Consider the following 17,052-nt stretch of genomic DNA (forward strand, 5'->3'; position numbering starts at 1 on the left):
ATACGCCTACCGATCAACGGACCGCGTATTTGACGGATTTTTTCACTTGTTTTTGGGATGGAGGATTTATGCGTACTACTACTTTTACCGGCAAGGCACTGTCTGTTGCCATTGACGGCAAGACCCCGTTGAGCCTGCGCAGCCTGTGTGCCGTAGCCTTGGTTGCCAGTCTGGCTGCCTGTGGCTCTAGCGGCTCTCTGCGCAGCGACCTCGGACCCGACGGCACCGGCGGTGGAGATGTTGTTGCCGGAGGCGGCACTGGTGGGGGCACCGGCGGTGGCACAGGTGGAGGCACAGGCGGTGGTACTGGTGGTGGCACAGGCGGTGGTACTGGTGGTGGCAACACCGGTGGCGGTGATGGCGGCACGGGCAACCCGCCTGTGGCAAGCACTCCGCTCACGCCGGTGCGCGACACCGTGGCGGATGTCACAGGAACGCTTTCCGGAACAAGCGGCGTCATCAGCGACGTCAACAACATCGTGACCTCCACTCTGGGCACGGCCACCAACGGCACGCCTCTGAGCGGTGTGGCCCAGCCGGCGGGCGGCATTCTTGGCAATGTGAACAATGCCGTCAACAGCGTGGGTAGCGGCGTCAGCGCAGGCCTGGGCCAGATCGGCAAGACGGCCGACCCCATCGGCACCACCTTGCAAGGCGTGGCTCCCGCTGTCGGCTATCTGGGCGCTGCGGTCACTTCGGCAGGCAAGACGGTCAGTGCGCTGGACACTCCTCAGCTTGGCGTGGTCGGCGATGTGGCGGGCCTGGCGGGCGGCACGGTGCAAATCCTGGGCACCACCGTTTCCGGCGTCGAGGGCACGGTGGCAAAGCTGACCGGCAACCCGCTGGTCTCGGGTCTTACGACTCAGGTCAGCCAGGTCGCCACACCGGTATTGAGCACCGTGCTCGGTACCACCCAGAATCTGGTTCAGACCACTGGCCTGGGCCAGCCGGTTAACAGCTTGCTGGGTACCGTGGGCGGAGTCGTCAATCATGTGGGAGCTTCCGTCACCAGCACCGGAGTTCCCGTTGTTGCTCCGCTGGGCGGTGTGGTCTCGGGCGTCGGCCAGACCGTGGCCGGCCTGGGCGGCGTAGTGACAGGCCCCGGCACACCTAGCGGCGGCCTGCTCGGTGGCGTACTTGGCAATGTCACGGGCGGCGCAGGCGGCTCCGCTGGTGGAGCAGGCAATATTGTCGGCGGCGTGCTGGGCGGCGTTACAGGCCTGGTCGGTGGTGTGACCGGTGGAGCAAGCGGTGGCGGCAATGCCGGTAGCCCTGTCGCAGGAGCAGGCAATCTGGTCGGAGGCGTGTTGGGCGGCGTCACAGGGCTTGTCGGCGGGGTCGCGGGATCGGCAGGCGCTCCAGCAGGAGGCAGCGGCAGTGCAGGCACTGCGGTGACAGGCCTGGTCGGCAACACCGTTGGCGCAGTCACAGGCCTTGTGGGCGGTGTACTTGGCGGCGTGACCAATGTCGCTGCAGGCGCAGGAGCAGCAGGTGGTGCAAGCTCCTCGGGCGGCCTGCTGGGTGGACTGCTGGGCGGCAATCTGGCGCTCGGCCTGGGCGGTGGAGCGGTAGCCACCAGCAAATAAGGGGAACGGCGGTGGTCTGTGCACCGCTTGAGCCTGGCCCGCCTGCAGGCGGGCTTTTTTACGACAGCCCCATACCCAGTTCTGGGGATGTAGGGAACAATGAGAGTCATAAAAATAGAACAGGAGGGACTTTTGCAGTCAAAAGCAAAACCACAGGGCCGCATCGGCTCCAGGATTCAGGCGTTGGCACTTGCAGCCTGGGCTCCTCTGGCCTGGTCACAGCAGGCTGGCAACCCGCTCAACAGCCTGCCCCAGACACCCGAAGCTGCAAGGAATCTGCAGCAGCAGCCCAGGCTGGTACCGGTGCAGATAGACAAGCCTCAGCCAAGTGTCCAGGATCTCATCAACCTCCGGGTCGCAGTACGTGGCGTCAATGTGCAGGGAAGCACGGCAATTCCTTTCGAGGAGGTCAGCGCGCTTTTCACGCCCTTCATCAATGGCACGCATACGGTTGGCGAGCTCAACGCCGCGACCCAGAAGGTCAGCGAGCTGTATCAACGCCATGGCTACGCCCTTTCTTTTGCCTACCTTCCTCCGCAGGACTTTGCCAATGGCGCGGTGCAGGTCATCGTGGTCGAAGGCTATGTGCAGAGCTTGAATCTGGAGGGAAATTTCGGTCGCTCCGAGGACCAGATACGCGAAATTGCCCAGCCGCTGCTCAATGAGAGGCCTTTGACCACCAAAACCTTTCAACACCAGACCCAGCTGATGGCACGCCTTCCAGGAGTGCAGATCACCGCGTCGGCCAATCTGCCGACCACCACCGATGGTGCAGTGCCCCTGGTCATCAAATCCAAGCACAAGCCCATTGCCGTCACCGTTGGGGGCGAGGCGCGCAAGCCCACGCCGCGCATCATTGCCTCCCTCACCCTGAACGACCCTCTGTGGTCAGGCAGCCAGCTTCAGGCTTCGGCGATGTTGCAAAACCCCGACAAGGAGCGTTTCGGCAGCATCGGTTTCACTCAGCAGTTGACACCAGAGGGCACGCAGGCACGTGTCAGCTATTCCGACTACCGCAGTTTCAACCCGCCGGCAACGCGCATTCCCGGCATTGATGACCTGACACAGCAGCGCAAGCTGGACTTCAATATCAGCCACCCATGGATCTTGAGCAATACCACCCAGCTCAGCACCACGGCGGGTCTGTATGCCATCAATTACAGCCGTGAACTGGCCGATAGCCAGGCCTCCCTGCTGCGCGAGGAAAAGGTTCGCACGCTCTATGCGCAAATGGCCTGGGCGTCCTTTGGCAAGACCACCACTCGTTCGGCTTCGGTCCTGCTGGCCCACGGCCTGGACAGCCTGGGGGCCTACAAGAATCTGGACCTCTACTATCGGCAGGGCTTGCTGCAAAAGCTTGAAAACCCGGCCAAGCTGGACTTCACACGCATCACCGCCGACTATGCACAGCGCCATCGCTTCGCGAACAAGATGGGCGCCGCTTTTGCCGTGGGCGGGCAATACAGTGCCGACATTCTTCCCATCCCGGAGAAAATCTCCTTTGGATCCACCCGCTTTGGCCGCGGCTATCAGGCTGGCGAGTTCTCAGGCGATTCCGGCGTAGGCGCCAGTGCCGAGCTCAACTACCAGTTCCTCATCAACCAGGCCTGGATCAAGTCGGCCGAGCCCTATCTGCTCTACGAATGGGCACGTACGCATCAGCAGACCAGCGGCGTCAGCGGCAATACGCTGCGCTCTGCCAGCCTGGGGCTGCGCCTCTCCGACAGCCGCCACTACGCACTGGACCTTGCCATGAGCAAGCCGCTGGGCGATCGCTCTGTCAACAATCCCGATAGGGAACTGCGCTACAGCCTTGTATTGAGCTACAACCTGGATCCCTGACTTGCTGCGATTCCGCCTGCCGAGCCGCTGTGTAACGCAGCGGCTTTTTCTTTGTTTCCCCCTGAACGACAAGCCACAATATCGCCCATGAAGAAAAACGATATAGCGCCGTTTTTTGCTGCGCTCAAGGCCGCCAACCCCACGCCACAAACCGAGCTGGAATACACCACGGTGTTCGAGTTACTGACCGCCGTGCTGCTGTCTGCCCAGGCCACCGACGTAGGGGTGAACAAGGCCACGCGCAAGCTTTTTCCTGTTGCCAACACTCCGCAGGCCATTCTGGATCTGGGGCTTGAGGGGCTGGAGAGCTACATCAAGACCATAGGCCTGTACCGCAGCAAGGCCAAGCATCTGATGGAGACCTGCCGCATGCTGGTTCAGCTGCATGGCGGCCAAGTACCCAGAACCCGCGAAGAGCTGGAAGCCCTTCCCGGTGTAGGCCGCAAGACCGCCAATGTGGTGCTCAACGTGGCTTTCGGTCAGCCCACCATGGCCGTGGACACGCACATCTTCCGCGTCAGCAACCGAACGGGGCTAGCACCTGGCAAGAATCCGCTGGAAGTCGAAAAGCAGCTGCTCAAGCGCGTACCCGACGAATACGCGGTGGACTCCCATCACTGGCTGATCCTGCTGGGCCGCTATGTCTGCCAGGCGCGCAAGCCCCGCTGCTGGGAATGCGTGGCGTCAAAATACTGCGATTTCACACCCAAAACCCCGGCACCGGCAGCTGGAAAAAAGAGCTGAAAACGCCCCAAATGCATATCCACAAAGCGCTTTCAGCTATATCTTTTCAAGCTCCTCAGCTCTTGCCGCTGACGCCAGCCGATTCAAAGCTGGCCATCTCATTGAGCATGGTGCAGGCCGAGCGCAGCAGCGGCCAGACCAACGCCGCGCCAGAACCCTCACCCAGGCGCAACTGCCAGTCCAGCATGGGTTGGGCCTGAAGGTGGGCCAGCAGGCGGGCATGACCCGGTTCACCCGATCGATGCGCATACACGCAGCGCTGCAGCACATGGGGCTGCAGGCGGCTGGCCACCAGCACGGCGGCCGTGGTGATAAAGCCGTCCACCACGATCAGGCGGCGTTCGGCAGCGGCCTGCAGCACAGCTCCAGTCATGGTGGCGATCTCCAGTCCGCCCATAGCTGCCAGTACAGCCAGTGGATCTTGCACGTCGGCGTGAAAATCCAGCACCCGCCCGAGCACTGCGATCTTGCGCGCCAGGCCTTCGCTGCTCAGGCCCGTGCCCACCCCGGTCACTTCCTCTATCGGCTCGCCGCACAGACGCGCCAGCAGCAATGAAGCGCTGGATGTATTGCCTATGCCCATCTCGCCCAGCAACAGCGCATTGCCCGGCAGTTTCTTGACCAGTTCCCCGCCATTGCGAAGCGCCATCGCACATTGCGCTTCGCTCATGGCCGGGCCCTGGCTGCAGTCCGCCGTGCCATAGGCCACCTTGCGCCGCCACAGGCGTGGCTCATGAGCCTTGGGAAGCTTGTGCGCAGGATCCTGCTCGCGCACCTCAAAGTCGCGGGCCACGCCGCAGTCCACGACATTCAGATCAATTCCGTTCTGCAGAGACAGCACGCTTACGGCCGCGCCGCCAGCGAGGAAGTTCTCCACCATCTGCCAGGTCACGTCGACCGGATAGGCCGACACACCCTGAGCAGCCAGTCCATGATCCGCAGCGAACACCACCATCTGCGGTGCATACAGATTGGGAGTCTCGCAACCCACGATGCCGGCAATGCGCAAAGCCAGTTGCTCCAGCACGCCCAGCGATCCCTGGGGCTTGGTCTTGAAATCCAGGCGATGCTGGACACGGACTTGCAGCGCCGCGTCATGGATATCCTGCACCTGCGGGCAGGACCAGAGGGTGGATGGTGGGAATTCGGAAAAAGAAGCGGAACTCATGCTTGCAGTCATTCCCGGTGCATCAGGCCTGAGTGCCATCCACCACCGGGATGCAGAAGGCACGCTTTTGCGATCCTGCAAGTATCGCGCTTTCATCGGCACCGAAACGCCAAGTTCGCCGATTGCTCAGGAGCGGCATGAAAAAGGCCCCTAAGGGCCTTGGCTGAAGACGCGGCAAAAGCCTCAGCGAATGACTTCCTCAACCGTGATTTCGCGCAGGATGCCGCCATCCTTGACCGAGCCGCTGACAGCGCCGTCCTTGACACGTGCCATACAGGCCTGCTGGTCGATTTCGGTCTTGAACACACCGCAGCGGGCGTAGGCATTGCGCTCGTACTGGCTGAGGCCTTGGCCGTCGTCGAGCTTGCCCTTCTTGGCTTCGGCACTTGCCGCCATCGCCTCGCGTGAAGACGAATTGCTCTCACGCATGGGACGCTGGCCCTTGTGATGATGGCGGTGGTGGTGCTTTTTCATCGCAGGCTTGGCCGCATCCATCGCAGCTGCTTCAGCCGCCGGCTTGGCTGCATCCACTTGTGCGCAGGCCATGCCTGCCAGCGACAAAACCGCTGCACCCAAAGCTAGTTGAAGAGTCTGAACCTTGAAAAAAGCCATACGCAACTCCATTCCGAAAAGTGAATAGCTCTGTCAGCTTGCACTCACTCTCAGGCAGGACTTATCGGCTCAGCGGCTATGCGTCCGCAGGAACAGTCCTACAAATCAGACCGAAGCCTGGAGCGCGGTCGGCTCAAACCATTGCCCCACGCCCTGCGCCAGCCGCGCAAACACCTGCTCCAGGCTGGGTGCATCGTGGCCGAACAGCGCATGAATTACCTCGGCGTTTTCAAACAGGCCATGTAGATAGGTACCGATGACAGCGCTGTTGCCTCCCTGCCATAGCATGCCGGGCAACAGCTCCTGAGCCGGTCGCACGCTGGCCGTCTGCATGTCGGAACGCAGCTGGGTCTGGCCGTGGTGGATCTCGTAGCCACGTGCGGGCACGCCACTCAGGGCATTCCATGGGGCTTGCAACGCAGGCAGTTGCAGGGTCGTGGGTTGCACGGTCTTGTCCTGCGCAAACAGGGTCGCCAGCGGCAGCAGACCCAGGCCTGCGGCATTGCCGTCCACTCCATGCAGATCGATCAGCGCCTCGCCCAGCATCTGCAGACCGCCGCAAATGCCCAGCACGCGCTTGCCGAGTCCGGCATGAGCGACGACGGCTGCATCCAGCCCTTGTGCACGCATCCAGGCCAGGTCGGCAGCCGTGGCCTTGCTGCCCGGCAGAATGACCCAGTCCGCCTCGGCGAGTTGCGCGGGAGAGCGAGCCCATACCACGCGCACGCCCGGCACTTGCAGCAGGGGCTGAAATTCATCGAGATTGCTGATGCGCGGATAGGCGATGATGGCAATCGTGGTGTGAACGGCCCGCCCGGCTCCCGTGCTGCCGCGATCATCGAACACGCCGTCCTCCTCGGGCAGACCATGCTGGAACTGCATGGGAATGCAGGCCACCGTGGGCACCCCCGTCTTCTCTTCCAGCATCTGGGGCGCCGGTGCCAGCAGTGCTGCATCGCCCCGGAACTTGTTGAGAACAAAGCCCTTGATGAGCTTTTGCTCATCCTCGGGCAGCAGGGCCCAGGTGCCGTAGAGGTGGGCAAAGGCACCGCCGCGGTCTATGTCCGAGACCAGCAGGCAATGTGCGTTGCAATGTTTGGCCACGCGCATATTGACCACATCGCTGGCATGCAGATTGATTTCGGCCGGCGAGCCCGCGCCTTCGATCACCACCACATCGTTTTCGGCACGCAGCTCGTCCAGCGCCTGCGCGATCTGCGGCCAGACCTTGAGACTGCGACCTCGCCAGGGCATGGCACTCAGCTCCTCATTGACCTGGCCGAACAGCACGACCTGGCTGTGCGTGTCGGCCTCGGGCTTGAGCAGCAGCGGGTTCATGCGCACATCGGGCACGGCCCCCGCCGCCAGGGCCTGCAGATACTGGGCCGTGCCGATCTCGCCCCAGCGGCCCTCGGGCGTGGCCACAACGCGCGCGTTGTTGCTCATGTTCTGCGCCTTGAACGGCGCAACCTTCAGGCCCTGGCCGCGGTAGTAGGCGCACAGCGCCGTGGCCACCCAGCTTTTGCCCGCGCCACTGCTGGTGCCCAGCACCATGATGCAACGTGCTGTCATGTCTTAAGTCTCGGTTGGGATCGGCAGCACCACGCGCTGCAGGATTCTGGCCAGCGCCTCGCCGGGATGGGTGCACATGCCCATATGCGAGGGCGAGGTCTGGATGATGCTGCTGCGCTTGGCCGTTAGCCAGTGATAGCGTGCACGCATGGGCAGCTGCGCAATCGGCCCACCATCGACCCTGCCTTCGCAGATGGCCACAATGGAGCCCAGGTGACGGTGCACGGCCTCCAGATCCACATTCGGGTCCAGCGCCAGCAGACGCTGTTCGTCAAGGGCCACGGCAGCCTGCAGATGACCGGTGCGCTGGCAGGAGAGGATCACACCCGCGTTCACAAATTCCTCACGCTCCACGCGCGGCACTACCCGCACGATGGCGTAGTCGTAGACCTCATGCGCGTGCATCGATCACTCCTTGCAGCCAGCGGCCACGCTCGGCAAGCCGGGCCACGAAATAATTCACATAGGCCGCGCGATGGGCCTGCACATTCCTGAGCACATCGCCCTCTTTGTCGGCGGCGGCCTGCTCCAGAAAGCAGTCGGGCACCTCGTCCACGATGCTCTTGAGCACTTCGGGCCCAAGCTTGGCGGCCAGTTGCGCATCCAGTTGCGCCAGCTGGCTGGCCTGCGGCAGCAGCACATGCTCGGCACTGGGCGCAAAAGGCTTGGCCGGATCGGCAACCTTTCCGTTCCAGGCATGGTGAAAGGTCAGACTCGCACCATGATCGATCAGCCAGGGCTGCTTCTGGTACATCAGCATATTGGTGTTTCGCGCCGTGCGGTCCACATTGCTGACCAGGGTGTCGAACCACACGAGGCGCGATGCAAAGTCGTCGTCCACCACGTCCACCGCCGGGTCAAAGTTGATGGAGCCCGGCAGATAGTCCAGCCCCACGTTCAGCCCGTCGCTGGCGCGAATCAGGTCCTGGATCTCGGGGTCGGATTCGGTGCGGGACAGGTCGCCGTTCAAGTGCAGCAGCACGATTTCAGGCACCGGCAGGCCCAGCGCACGTGCCATGCCGCCAGAGATGATCTCGGCCATCAACGCGCGCACGCCCTGCCCGGCGCCCCGGAACTTGAGCACATAGGTGCCCAGATCGTCGGTCTCGACAATTGCCGGCATGGAGCCGCCTTCGCGCAGCGGCGTGACATAGCGCTCCACCAGCACCGAGCGCAGCTTCAAGGTTTCAGTGTCCATGGGAAATGGTAGCGCCTTGCGCCCATCAGGTCTGATCGGCAAGGTCATTGGATGCTTTTCCAGGCCTGCTCCAGCGCGGCCTGCGACACGGGCGGCAGCACGCCCAACCGCACATGGCCGCTCAGGCCAAAGCTTGCGCAGTCGCGCAGTTTGATGCCCTGGGCACGCAGGCCGGCCAGAGGCGCCGCAAGCTCTGCCAGCGGCAGACCTGCGACAAAGTAATTGGCCTGATGACCGGGAACGACCTGCCAGCCCAGCTTCTCGCACAGCGCCAGCTGCTGCGCCTTCCAGCGGCGCAAGGTCATGAGGCTATAGGCCAGCCATTGCTGCGCCTCGTCCGTCACCCAGGCCTGCAGCATGGCCACTCCATGCGAGCCCACCACCCAGGAGGCCGCCAGCGCATTCAGCGCCTGCAGCTCTGCCGCTGCGGCCTGCATGGGCGCAATCGCATAGGCAGCGCGCACACCCGTCATGCCCAGCGCCTTGTTCGGCGTCCACAGCTGCCAGACCGTGTCGAGATTGCGCTCGGGTGGCTGGTCCTCCAGCCATAGCGGACGGTAGGCGCAGTCCAGCACGCGCCATTCCTTCTGCGCCGGCGGCTGCTGCCAGGCAGGCCAGATGTCTTCCATCGCCCCCAGCGGGCTTGAAGGCTCGCAGGCCCAGCTGAGCACCGGCGCCACGACCGCTTCTGTACGGCGGCACAGCGCCAGCCGCCACACCCGCGCGGCCTGCAGATAGTCGCCATAGTGATGCTGGGGAAACTGCACGCTTTTGGCACCGCTGCGCACAGCGTGCAGCGTGAGGCGATGAATCAGCTCGCTGCTGCTGCCGCCGATCAGGATGCGCTCTACCGCCACGCCATGAAAAGCCGCCAGCTGCGCGCGCAATGCCCCGTATTGCGGATCGGGGTATTGCGCTACATGGGCGGCCTGCAACGCCTTCACGGCCATGGGACAAGGCCCGCAGGCATTGCGATTGGTCGAAAAATCATGCGCCGGAACGCCCAGCGCATCGGTACCGCCATGCATGGCTGCCGCATTCACATCAAACATTGGCAAGCAGCCTTCCTCTCCACAGAAACATCAAAATCATAGCAATCAATGCAAGCAGTACATGCAATTTGATCACTTTTGATGCCAATTTTACAGACAGCTTCAGATCAGCCGCCTGCGGTGCCTGCCCCTGCGGGTTGAGTCTATAGACGCCGGGTTTGGAAAGCTGAACCCCCAGCGCCTGCGCCATGGCTCCCATGGGCCAGCCGCCATTGGGCGATGGCGTCACGGCTGCATCGCGCCTCAAACCGGTCCAGGACAGGCCGCCGGCCAGCAGCGCCAGCCACATTGCGGTGATGCGCGCCGGAATCCAGTTCAGCACATCGTCGGCGCGGGCCGCCCATTTGCCCGTCCATTGCCAGTGGCGGCGGCGCTCGCCCTGGCCTCGCCAGCCGGGGTAGCCCCACATGGCATCGGCCGTATTGGCAAAACGATAGACGGCCGCCCCGGGCAAGCCGGCCACGGCAAACCAGAACAGCGGAGCGATCACGGAGTCGCTGAGGTTCTCGGCCAGCGTCTCGATGGCGCTTTCGCGCACGGTGGCCGCGTCCAGCCGTGTCGTGTCGCGACTCACCAGCCAGCTCAGACGCTCCCGCCCTGCGGGCAGCGATTGCTGCAGTGCGGCCTCCACGGCAAGCACCTCATCCTTGAGCATGCGCCAGGACAGCAGCGGCTTGAGCAACACCCCCATCACCAGCCCCCAGAGCCACCAGGGTGCAAAACCCAGCATGAACTGGGCGAGGCCATAAACCATGAAAAACAGAGCTGCCAGCGCACACCAGACAATCGCTGCAAGGCCAAAACGCAGATAGTCACTCTGCACCTCAACACGCGGTGCAAGCGCCTGCCCCGACCAGCCCAGCAATTTGCCCATCAGCACCACGGGGTGCAGCCACACCGGCGGCTCGCCCCATAGCCGGTCCAGCAGCAAAGCAACCAGCAAGGCCAGCAAGCCAGCCTGCACATTGGCAGCCCAGTTGGGCGCCGCCAGATCACTGGCGGTAAATGTCTGATAGAGCCATGCCAGCGGACTGAGAGAAAGACCGATCAGCTCAGTCCAGCCAAAACTTGTCATGCGTCTGTTTTGTCCTTCGCGGCGCACGGCCCGCTGCCCGGCTTGCCCTTGGTCGCCGCGGCCACCACACGCGAGTCGTCCCAGACATCGTCCATCAGCATGTCTTCCAGAGGCGCACGGCAGGCCCATTTTTCCTGCTGCAACATGGGCTCGGCATAGTAGGCATCGACTGGGCCCAGGCAGAGCACGCCCAGCGGGTGGGCACCTTCAGGCATCTGCAACAGCCTTGCCAGCGCCAGCGGATCGAAAATCGAGACCCAGCCCATGCCCAGACCTTCGGCACGCGCGGCCAGCCAGAGGTTCTGGATGGCACAGGCGCTGCTGGCGATATCCATCTCGGGCAGGGTGCGGCGGCCGAAGATATGCGCCTCGCGTCCCGGCGGCATGGCGACAACCAGCACCTCGGCCGCATCGAGCACACCCTGAACCTTGAGCTTCATGAAGTCTTCTTCACGTTCGCCCAGGGCATGGGCGGTGCGCACGCGCTCCTCCTCGATCAGACCGTGGATCCGCAGGCGCAATTCGGCACTCTTGACCCGAATAAAGCGCCAGGGCTGCATGAACCCCACGCTGGGCGCGTGATGTGCTGCACGCAACAGGCGCAGCAAGACCTCGTCGGGGACCTTACCGCCCGCAAAATGACGCATGTCGCGGCGCTCATAGATGGCGCGGTAGACGGCAGCCCGCTCGGCCTCGGTGAAAGGCGTTGCGGCAATCGTCGCGAAAGAGCTGGTCTTGGATTCGGTCATGGAACTATTGTCGCGCCACAGACATGGCAAAAGCCATCAGTCTTCGATACCTCTTTGAGCGGGAATACCCGCCTGGAAGGCATGTTTGATCAGCGTCATCTCGGTCACGGTGTCGGCGATGTCGATGATCTCCTGCGGGCAGCGGCGGCCTGTCAGGCAGACATGCACATCCTTGGGGCGTGCCTTGAGCGTGTCCAGCACCTCCTGCAGCGGCAGCCAGCCGTAGATCAGCGGATAGGTGATCTCGTCGAGCACGACCAGAAACAGCTCGCCCGAGAGAATATCGGCCTTGGCCTTTTCCCAGCCGTCACGCGCCAGCTGGGCGGAGTGATCGAGATCCTTGCTTTTCCAGCTGAAGCCATCGCCCAGTCCTTCAATGGGCAGACCGACCTGCTCGGCCAGGCGGTGCTCGCCAAAGCGGGCCGTTGGCACCTTCATGAACTGATAGACCTTGACTGCCTTTCCCCGCCCCGTGGCTCGGAAGGCCAGACCAAAGGCGGCCGTGCTCTTGCCCTTGCCATTGCCGGTGTTGACGATGATCAGGCCGCGGCGTTCGCCCTCGGGCTTTTCGTAAGGCTTCTCGGTGGGAGGAGTTTCAATATTCATAGCTAATCTCGCTTGTCTATCAAGGGCTAAAGGGCAAAAAATCAGAATTTCAGCCGGACTCAGCTCAGGCGCGGCAAGGCCAGCCACAGGCCATCGAGTTCGCGCACCTGTATGCGTCTGTCAAACACGGACTCCAGCGCGGCATGGGTGGCGGGATCGCTGCACGCGCCCTGGTGGGTGATGCGGCCGGCCTGCATGACGACCATCTCGTCAGCCAGCAGGGCAAAGGACAACTCGTGCAGCACGCTGACCAGGGTCGCGCCTTGCTGCACCAGACTGCGGGCCGCCAGCATCCAGTCGGTCTGGTGCGGCGGGTCAAGATTGGCCAGTGGCTCATCCATCAGCAGAGTCCGGGCCTGCACGGCCAGGGCCCTTGCCAGCAGCACGCGCTGACGTTCACCTCCCGATAGCTGGCCTATGCTGCGCTGGCGCCAGTCCCAGGCATGGGTCTGGCGCAGCGCCTGCTCCACGGCCTGCCGGTCGGCGTTCGAGGCCGGAGCCAGCCAACCCTGGTGGGGCAAACGCCCCAGCATGACCACGTCATACACGGCCATATCGGCCGCAACAGGCTGATTCTGGCCCAGCCAGGCCAGGGCCTTGGCACGCTCGCGGCCATTCCAGTCGCCCAGCTCGCGGCCCTGCAGAAACACCGCGCCGCTTTGCCGCTGGTTGGCGGCACGCATGCCGGCCATGGCGCGCAGCAGCGTGGATTTACCCGCGCCATTGGGGCCAACGATGGCCGTCCAGCGGCCCTGGGGAATGCGCAGGCTGATCTGACGCAGCACCTCGCGCTCGCCCAGCTGCACACTCAGAGCCTCGGTCGCCAACGGGATTCCGGTCTCGATATTGCTGCTCATGTGCCATCTCCAGACGGCATGGCGCCACGCTTGTGCATCAGCCAGAGCAGATAGCTGCCTCCCAGCACCGCCGTCAGCACCCCCACGGGAAGCTCCTGCGGTGCGATCAACCATCGCGCCAGCAGGTCGGCGGCCAGCAGCAGCACCGCCCCCATCAGACTGCTTAGCACCAGCAGCCAGCGGTGCAGCGCGCGCACCATGGAACGCACCAGATGGGGCGCAGCCAGGCCTACAAAAGCGATCAAACCGGTCTGCGCCACGGCGGTCCCCGTGGCCAGCGCCAGCAGCACGATCAGCAGCAGACGCAGCGGCGCCAGCGGCAGACCCAGACTATGGGCCGTGGCCTCGCCGAGTGCCAAGCCGTCGAGCACGCGGCTCAGGCTACAGGCCAGCGCCAGCGCGGGCATAAGCACCCACAGCATGAGAGCGCAGGCAGGCCAGCCCGCAAAGGCTGTGCTGCCCAGCATGAAAGACTGCATGGCCTGCATGATGTCGGGGTTCATGAGCAGCACCAGCGATGCGGCGGCGCCCAGCACCACACCCACTACCACGCCGGCCAGCAGCAGGCGCATGGTGTTCTGCACGCCCTTGGCCAGCACCAGGGTCAGCACCACGGCAAGCACGGCACCCGCAAAAGCCGCGCCCGTCACGCCCCAGCGCGCCAGGCCGGCCAAAGCGAAAGGAGAGACACCCAGGGCGGCCATGGCCAGCGCCACCCCAAGCGATGCGCCCGAAGCACTGCCCAGCAAATAAGGATCGGCCAGGGGGTTGCGAAACACGCCCTGCGCCACCGCTCCGGCCAGCCCCAGCAGGCCTCCGGCCAGCAAGGCCGCCGCCGTGCGTGGCAGGCGAATATCCATCACGATCTGCCAGGCCAGCGGGTCTTGGCGGGCATTGAGTACGCTCTCAAAACCCGTACTGCCGATACCCGCGCCCAGCAGCGCCAGCAAAGCAGCAGCCAGCGTCAGCCACAGCAGCAGCCAAGCAGCGGCCAGCCCGCGCTGCCCCCTGCGGTGACGACTGGAGATGCAGGCGTTCATGGGCTCTTGCCCTGCCTTGCCGCCAGACGCTGCAGACATTGGGCAATGATTTGCGCCCCCTCGGCCATGCGGGGGCCTGGGCGCACCAGAATGTCGGATTGCTCGGGCGTGAAGGCGCAGATCGCGCCCTGCTTCACCGCCCGCATCTGGGCCCAGCCCGGGTATTCCGGCACGCCGGTTTTCCAGGCTCGCTCGCCGGCCATCAGAATGTCAGGATCCAGCTTGACCACATATTCGGGATTCAGGCGCGGAAACGGCCCTTGCCTGGCGTCGACCACGTTGCGCAGATGCAGCCGCGTCAGTGTCTGGCCGATAAAGGATTTTTCACCGGCGGCATACGGGCCGCGACTGGCCTCAAAGTACACACGCTGACCGCGCATGGCTCCGGGCACGCTGGCAGCGGCCTTGTTCAGGTCGGCCTCGATTCCGGCCCAGACGCGGTCTGCGCCCTGTGTGGGCGGCAAGGCGAGCAGCTGACCTATTTTCTGCATCACGGTACGCGCTTCCTCGTGGGTGCGTGGCTCCAGCGCCACCACCTTGAGGCCCAGCGCCTCCATTCGCGCAATGGCCCGTGATGCCATGGAAACCAGCACCAGATCTGGCTTTAGCGCCACAATAGCCTCGATATTCGGATCCAGCCCGCCACCCACCACGGGCACGGTCTTCACATGGGCTGGCCAGTTGGAATAGCGATCCACCCCCACCAGTCGTTCGCAACCGCCCAGTGCGCACAGGCTCTCGGTGAGCGAGGGCAGCAGGCTGACGATGCGCTGCGGCGGTTTGGCCAATTGCACCTGCGCGCCACGTGCATCGGTGATCTGCACGGACTGCGCCGCCACCGACAAAGCCCCAGCCAGGCCGCAAACAAGCAGCGCAGCAGCGGCAAACTGTTTTACGGTGGCCCTCATGCCTGCGGCCCTTTCAATGCCAGAGGCAAGCCGGCGCACATCAGCGTGACGCTTTCGCAATGCGCTGCCGCCTGCTGATTGAGCAAGCCCAGCGCATCGACAAAGGCGCGCACTTCGCGCCCCATGGGAATCACGCCCAGACCGATTTCGTTGCCGACCAGAATGACGGGGCCGGCTGCTTCATCAAGCGCTTTCAGAAAGAGTGCTAGCTGTGATTGCCAGTCGGGAGCTGGAGATTGGCTGTCTTCGGAGTTCCCGGTCTGCACCGGCATCAGCCAGTTTGTCAGCCACAAAGTCAGGCAATCAATCACCAGCAGCCGCTGCGGGCTGCTGTGCTGGGCCAGCACCTGGGCCAGCTCGCGAGGCTCCTCTATGGTCAGCATGCCTGGCACGCGCTCGGCGCGGTCGCGCTGGTGGCGCGCAATGCGCTCGCTCATTTCCGCGTCCCAGGCCTGGCCGGTCGCCACCAGCGCAGCCTGATTCCCGGCATCCGTCTGCAGCCACTGGCGCGCCAGCAGCTCCGCACGACGGGATTTGCCGCTTTTCTGCCCGCCCAGTATCAGCTGGGTACGCGGCATGACGAAGGAGACTGTGCTTGCAGGGCTCATGGTGATGGACTAAAGGTTCAGTCTTCGATTGTTGCGCCAAAAAGCGCCGCCACAGCCGATGGGCAGGACGGAAACCAGGCATGAAAGTAACTGGCCCGCACACTGCCATATTGATAAAGTGCCTCGCCACGGTCTGCCTGTACGGCTGCACCAGGGCGGCTGCTGCGCGTGAGCACCGGCATGGCGGTCTCCAGTCTTGTGTAGTGAAAGGTATGACCGCGCAACAAGCCCATATCGAGCGCCAGCTGCTGCATGCCCAGACCGCCGAGCCTGCTCTGCATGACAACCTGGCCGGGCAGCAGCCCCCACATGGGCTGGGTGCAGCCGTCCAGTGCTGTCACTCCATCACACAGCGCCAGCATGCCGCCGCACTCGGCCCAGACGGGCTTGCCCTGCGCCATATGCTCTGCAATGCCGTCGCGCAACTGCCGGTTCTCATGCAGGGCCCGGGCATGCAGCTCCGGATAGCCGCCGGGCAGCCAGATCGCATCGCAGGGCGGCAGCGCATCGCCAGCCACCGGCGAGAAAAAGCACAACTCGGCCCCCATGACACGCAGACAGTCCAAATTGGCGGGATAAATAAAGGAAAACGCCGCATCGCGCGCAATGGCAATGCGGCGGCCGCTCAGCCAATGCTCCACCCGAGCTTGATCGCCGGACATGTCCGGCGCTGCAAAGTCCACGCACCAGTCCTGCCAGCTGGGCTGACCGTCGTCCGAGCTCCAGGCCCGTTGCCCCAGGGGAGTCTGGGCCAGGGCGTCGGCCGCCGCATCCAGGCGCTGCAGGGCATCGCCAAGCTCGTGGGCGGCGATCAGGCCCAGGTGGCGCTCCGGCAGCAGCGCCGCAGACTTGGCCTTGACCGCTGCATCGCCCAGTTGCACACCGGGCATGGCACCCAGCCACAGCGACTGCTCGCGCAGGCCTTGCCTGAGCAGATCGGCATGATGGGCCGTGGCCACGCGGTTGGCCAGCATGCCGGCCCAGCGCAGACCGTCACGGTAATGCTGCAAGCCATAGGCCAGCGCCCCGAAAGTGCCCGCCATGGCCGAGGCATCGACCACGGCCAGCACAGGCAGACCCAGCAGCAGCGCCAGATCGCCAGCGCTGAAATTGCCGTCGAACAAGCCCATCACGCCTTCGACAAGAATCAGATCTGCTTCCTGGGCCGCCTCATGCAGACGCTGGCGCACATCCCCCTCGCCCGTCATCCACAAATCCACCGAATGCACGGGCGAACCGCTGGCCAGCTCGTGCCAATAAGGGTCCAGAAAATCCGGCCCGCACTTGAATACGCGCACCTTGCGTCCCTGGCGCGCATGCAGGCGAGCCAGGGCAGCCGTGATGGTGGTCTTGCCCTGGCCGGAGGCCGGAGCACTGATCAGCAACGCCGGGCAACGCGGGCCGGGTTCATGCATTGCGATGACTGTCATGGTCT

The 17,052-nt window shown here is 63.9% G+C and carries 17 protein-coding genes; 3 read left to right on the plus strand and 14 right to left on the minus strand.

The features are described from left to right. Positions 1 to 68: 68 nt before the first annotated feature. The 3 genes from Cth01_RS24440 to nth all read left to right on the plus strand — a co-directional run bounded on the left by Cth01_RS24440 (position 69) and on the right by nth (position 4,172). Positions 69 to 1,586 (plus strand): collagen-like triple helix repeat-containing protein, encoded by a 1,518-nt coding sequence (locus tag Cth01_RS24440; protein ID WP_045839039.1) that lies wholly within the window; start codon positions 69 to 71, stop codon positions 1,584 to 1,586. Between the two features lie 132 nt (positions 1,587 to 1,718). Continuing rightward, positions 1,719 to 3,428 (plus strand): ShlB/FhaC/HecB family hemolysin secretion/activation protein, encoded by a 1,710-nt coding sequence (locus tag Cth01_RS09610; RefSeq protein WP_174447048.1) that lies wholly within the window; start codon positions 1,719 to 1,721, stop codon positions 3,426 to 3,428. A gap of 87 nt (positions 3,429 to 3,515) precedes the next feature. After that, positions 3,516 to 4,172, plus strand: coding sequence for an endonuclease III (nth, locus tag Cth01_RS09615; protein WP_034351836.1), 657 nt, complete (start codon positions 3,516 to 3,518; stop codon positions 4,170 to 4,172). A gap of 55 nt (positions 4,173 to 4,227) precedes the next feature. On the opposite strand, the gene cobT is transcribed toward nth, so the two are convergent. From cobT to Cth01_RS09685, 14 genes are all read right to left on the minus strand, one after another. Further along, on the minus strand, positions 4,228 to 5,340 hold the full coding sequence (cobT, locus tag Cth01_RS09620) for a nicotinate-nucleotide--dimethylbenzimidazole phosphoribosyltransferase (RefSeq protein WP_045839041.1): 1,113 nt from the start codon (positions 5,338 to 5,340) through the stop codon (positions 4,228 to 4,230). Positions 5,341 to 5,523: 183 nt separating this feature from the next. After that, positions 5,524 to 5,952: a hypothetical protein gene (locus tag Cth01_RS09625; RefSeq protein ID WP_034351857.1), complete on the minus strand. Its 429-nt coding sequence runs from the start codon at positions 5,950 to 5,952 to the stop codon at positions 5,524 to 5,526. Positions 5,953 to 6,057: 105 nt separating this feature from the next. Then, positions 6,058 to 7,524, minus strand: a complete 1,467-nt coding sequence (locus Cth01_RS09630; protein ID WP_045839042.1) for a cobyric acid synthase — start codon at positions 7,522 to 7,524, stop codon at positions 6,058 to 6,060. Between the two features lie 3 nt (positions 7,525 to 7,527). Then, positions 7,528 to 7,929, minus strand: coding sequence for a DUF3037 domain-containing protein (locus Cth01_RS09635; protein WP_034392377.1), 402 nt, complete (start codon positions 7,927 to 7,929; stop codon positions 7,528 to 7,530). Next, positions 7,916 to 8,701 (minus strand): HipA family kinase, encoded by a 786-nt coding sequence (locus Cth01_RS09640; protein WP_034351856.1) that lies wholly within the window; start codon positions 8,699 to 8,701, stop codon positions 7,916 to 7,918. Before Cth01_RS09640 ends, Cth01_RS09635 begins: the two co-directional genes overlap by 14 nt. A 65-nt stretch (positions 8,702 to 8,766) precedes the next feature. Then, complete coding sequence (locus Cth01_RS09645) at positions 8,767 to 9,774, minus strand: aminotransferase class I/II-fold pyridoxal phosphate-dependent enzyme (protein ID WP_045839043.1); 1,008 nt, start codon at positions 9,772 to 9,774, stop codon at positions 8,767 to 8,769. Further along, complete coding sequence (gene cbiB / locus Cth01_RS09650; RefSeq protein ID WP_045839044.1) at positions 9,767 to 10,849, minus strand: adenosylcobinamide-phosphate synthase CbiB; 1,083 nt, start codon at positions 10,847 to 10,849, stop codon at positions 9,767 to 9,769. The genes Cth01_RS09645 and cbiB overlap by 8 nt, the downstream gene beginning before the upstream one ends. Continuing rightward, positions 10,846 to 11,598, minus strand: coding sequence for a 5,6-dimethylbenzimidazole synthase (gene bluB / locus Cth01_RS09655; protein WP_034351830.1), 753 nt, complete (start codon positions 11,596 to 11,598; stop codon positions 10,846 to 10,848). Before bluB ends, cbiB begins: the two co-directional genes overlap by 4 nt. Before the next feature lie 36 nt (positions 11,599 to 11,634). Beyond that, on the minus strand, positions 11,635 to 12,204 hold the full coding sequence (gene cobO, locus Cth01_RS09660; RefSeq protein ID WP_003080011.1) for a cob(I)yrinic acid a,c-diamide adenosyltransferase: 570 nt from the start codon (positions 12,202 to 12,204) through the stop codon (positions 11,635 to 11,637). 59 nt (positions 12,205 to 12,263) lie between these two features. Next, positions 12,264 to 13,061: an ABC transporter ATP-binding protein gene (locus Cth01_RS09665; RefSeq protein ID WP_045839045.1), complete on the minus strand. Its 798-nt coding sequence runs from the start codon at positions 13,059 to 13,061 to the stop codon at positions 12,264 to 12,266. Beyond that, a complete protein-coding gene (locus Cth01_RS09670) occupies positions 13,058 to 14,101 on the minus strand; it encodes a FecCD family ABC transporter permease (protein WP_174447058.1) in 1,044 nt (347 codons plus the stop codon). Before Cth01_RS09670 ends, Cth01_RS09665 begins: the two co-directional genes overlap by 4 nt. Beyond that, on the minus strand, positions 14,098 to 15,009 hold the full coding sequence (locus Cth01_RS09675) for an ABC transporter substrate-binding protein (RefSeq protein WP_034392362.1): 912 nt from the start codon (positions 15,007 to 15,009) through the stop codon (positions 14,098 to 14,100). The genes Cth01_RS09670 and Cth01_RS09675 overlap by 4 nt, the downstream gene beginning before the upstream one ends. Continuing rightward, the gene (locus Cth01_RS09680) at positions 15,006 to 15,587 is read right to left on the minus strand and encodes a bifunctional adenosylcobinamide kinase/adenosylcobinamide-phosphate guanylyltransferase (protein ID WP_034377469.1); all 582 of its coding nucleotides are present in this window, start codon (positions 15,585 to 15,587) and stop codon (positions 15,006 to 15,008) included. The genes Cth01_RS09675 and Cth01_RS09680 overlap by 4 nt, the downstream gene beginning before the upstream one ends. A 47-nt stretch (positions 15,588 to 15,634) precedes the next feature. Beyond that, a complete protein-coding gene (locus Cth01_RS09685; RefSeq protein ID WP_045839046.1) occupies positions 15,635 to 17,047 on the minus strand; it encodes a cobyrinic acid a,c-diamide synthase CobB in 1,413 nt (470 codons plus the stop codon). Positions 17,048 to 17,052: the final 5 nt, after the last annotated feature.

Origin of the sequence: Comamonas thiooxydans, assembly GCF_000964545.1 — a bacterium.
GTDB classification, from domain to species: domain Bacteria; phylum Pseudomonadota; class Gammaproteobacteria; order Burkholderiales; family Burkholderiaceae_C; genus Comamonas; species Comamonas thiooxydans.

Bases quoted from the DNA above. Each gene is read 5' to 3' on its own strand.
- Cth01_RS24440 (WP_045839039.1), top strand. From the start codon at position 69: ATGCGTACTACTACTTTTACCGGCAAGGCACTGTCTGTTGCCATTGAC.
- nth (WP_034351836.1), top strand. From the start codon at position 3,516: ATGAAGAAAAACGATATAGCGCCGTTTTTTGCTGCGCTCAAGGCCGCC.
- cobT (WP_045839041.1), bottom strand. From the start codon at position 5,340: ATGAGTTCCGCTTCTTTTTCCGAATTCCCACCATCCACCCTCTGGTCC.
- Cth01_RS09625 (WP_034351857.1), bottom strand. From the start codon at position 5,952: ATGGCTTTTTTCAAGGTTCAGACTCTTCAACTAGCTTTGGGTGCAGCG.
- Cth01_RS09630 (WP_045839042.1), bottom strand. From the start codon at position 7,524: ATGACAGCACGTTGCATCATGGTGCTGGGCACCAGCAGTGGCGCGGGC.
- Cth01_RS09635 (WP_034392377.1), bottom strand. From the start codon at position 7,929: ATGCACGCGCATGAGGTCTACGACTACGCCATCGTGCGGGTAGTGCCG.
- Cth01_RS09645 (WP_045839043.1), bottom strand. From the start codon at position 9,774: ATGTTTGATGTGAATGCGGCAGCCATGCATGGCGGTACCGATGCGCTG.
- cbiB (WP_045839044.1), bottom strand. From the start codon at position 10,849: ATGACAAGTTTTGGCTGGACTGAGCTGATCGGTCTTTCTCTCAGTCCG.
- bluB (WP_034351830.1), bottom strand. From the start codon at position 11,598: ATGACCGAATCCAAGACCAGCTCTTTCGCGACGATTGCCGCAACGCCT.
- cobO (WP_003080011.1), bottom strand. From the start codon at position 12,204: ATGAATATTGAAACTCCTCCCACCGAGAAGCCTTACGAAAAGCCCGAG.
- Cth01_RS09665 (WP_045839045.1), bottom strand. From the start codon at position 13,061: ATGAGCAGCAATATCGAGACCGGAATCCCGTTGGCGACCGAGGCTCTG.
- Cth01_RS09670 (WP_174447058.1), bottom strand. From the start codon at position 14,101: ATGAACGCCTGCATCTCCAGTCGTCACCGCAGGGGGCAGCGCGGGCTG.
- Cth01_RS09675 (WP_034392362.1), bottom strand. From the start codon at position 15,009: ATGAGGGCCACCGTAAAACAGTTTGCCGCTGCTGCGCTGCTTGTTTGC.
- Cth01_RS09680 (WP_034377469.1), bottom strand. From the start codon at position 15,587: ATGCCGCGTACCCAGCTGATACTGGGCGGGCAGAAAAGCGGCAAATCC.
- Cth01_RS09685 (WP_045839046.1), bottom strand. From the start codon at position 17,047: ATGACAGTCATCGCAATGCATGAACCCGGCCCGCGTTGCCCGGCGTTG.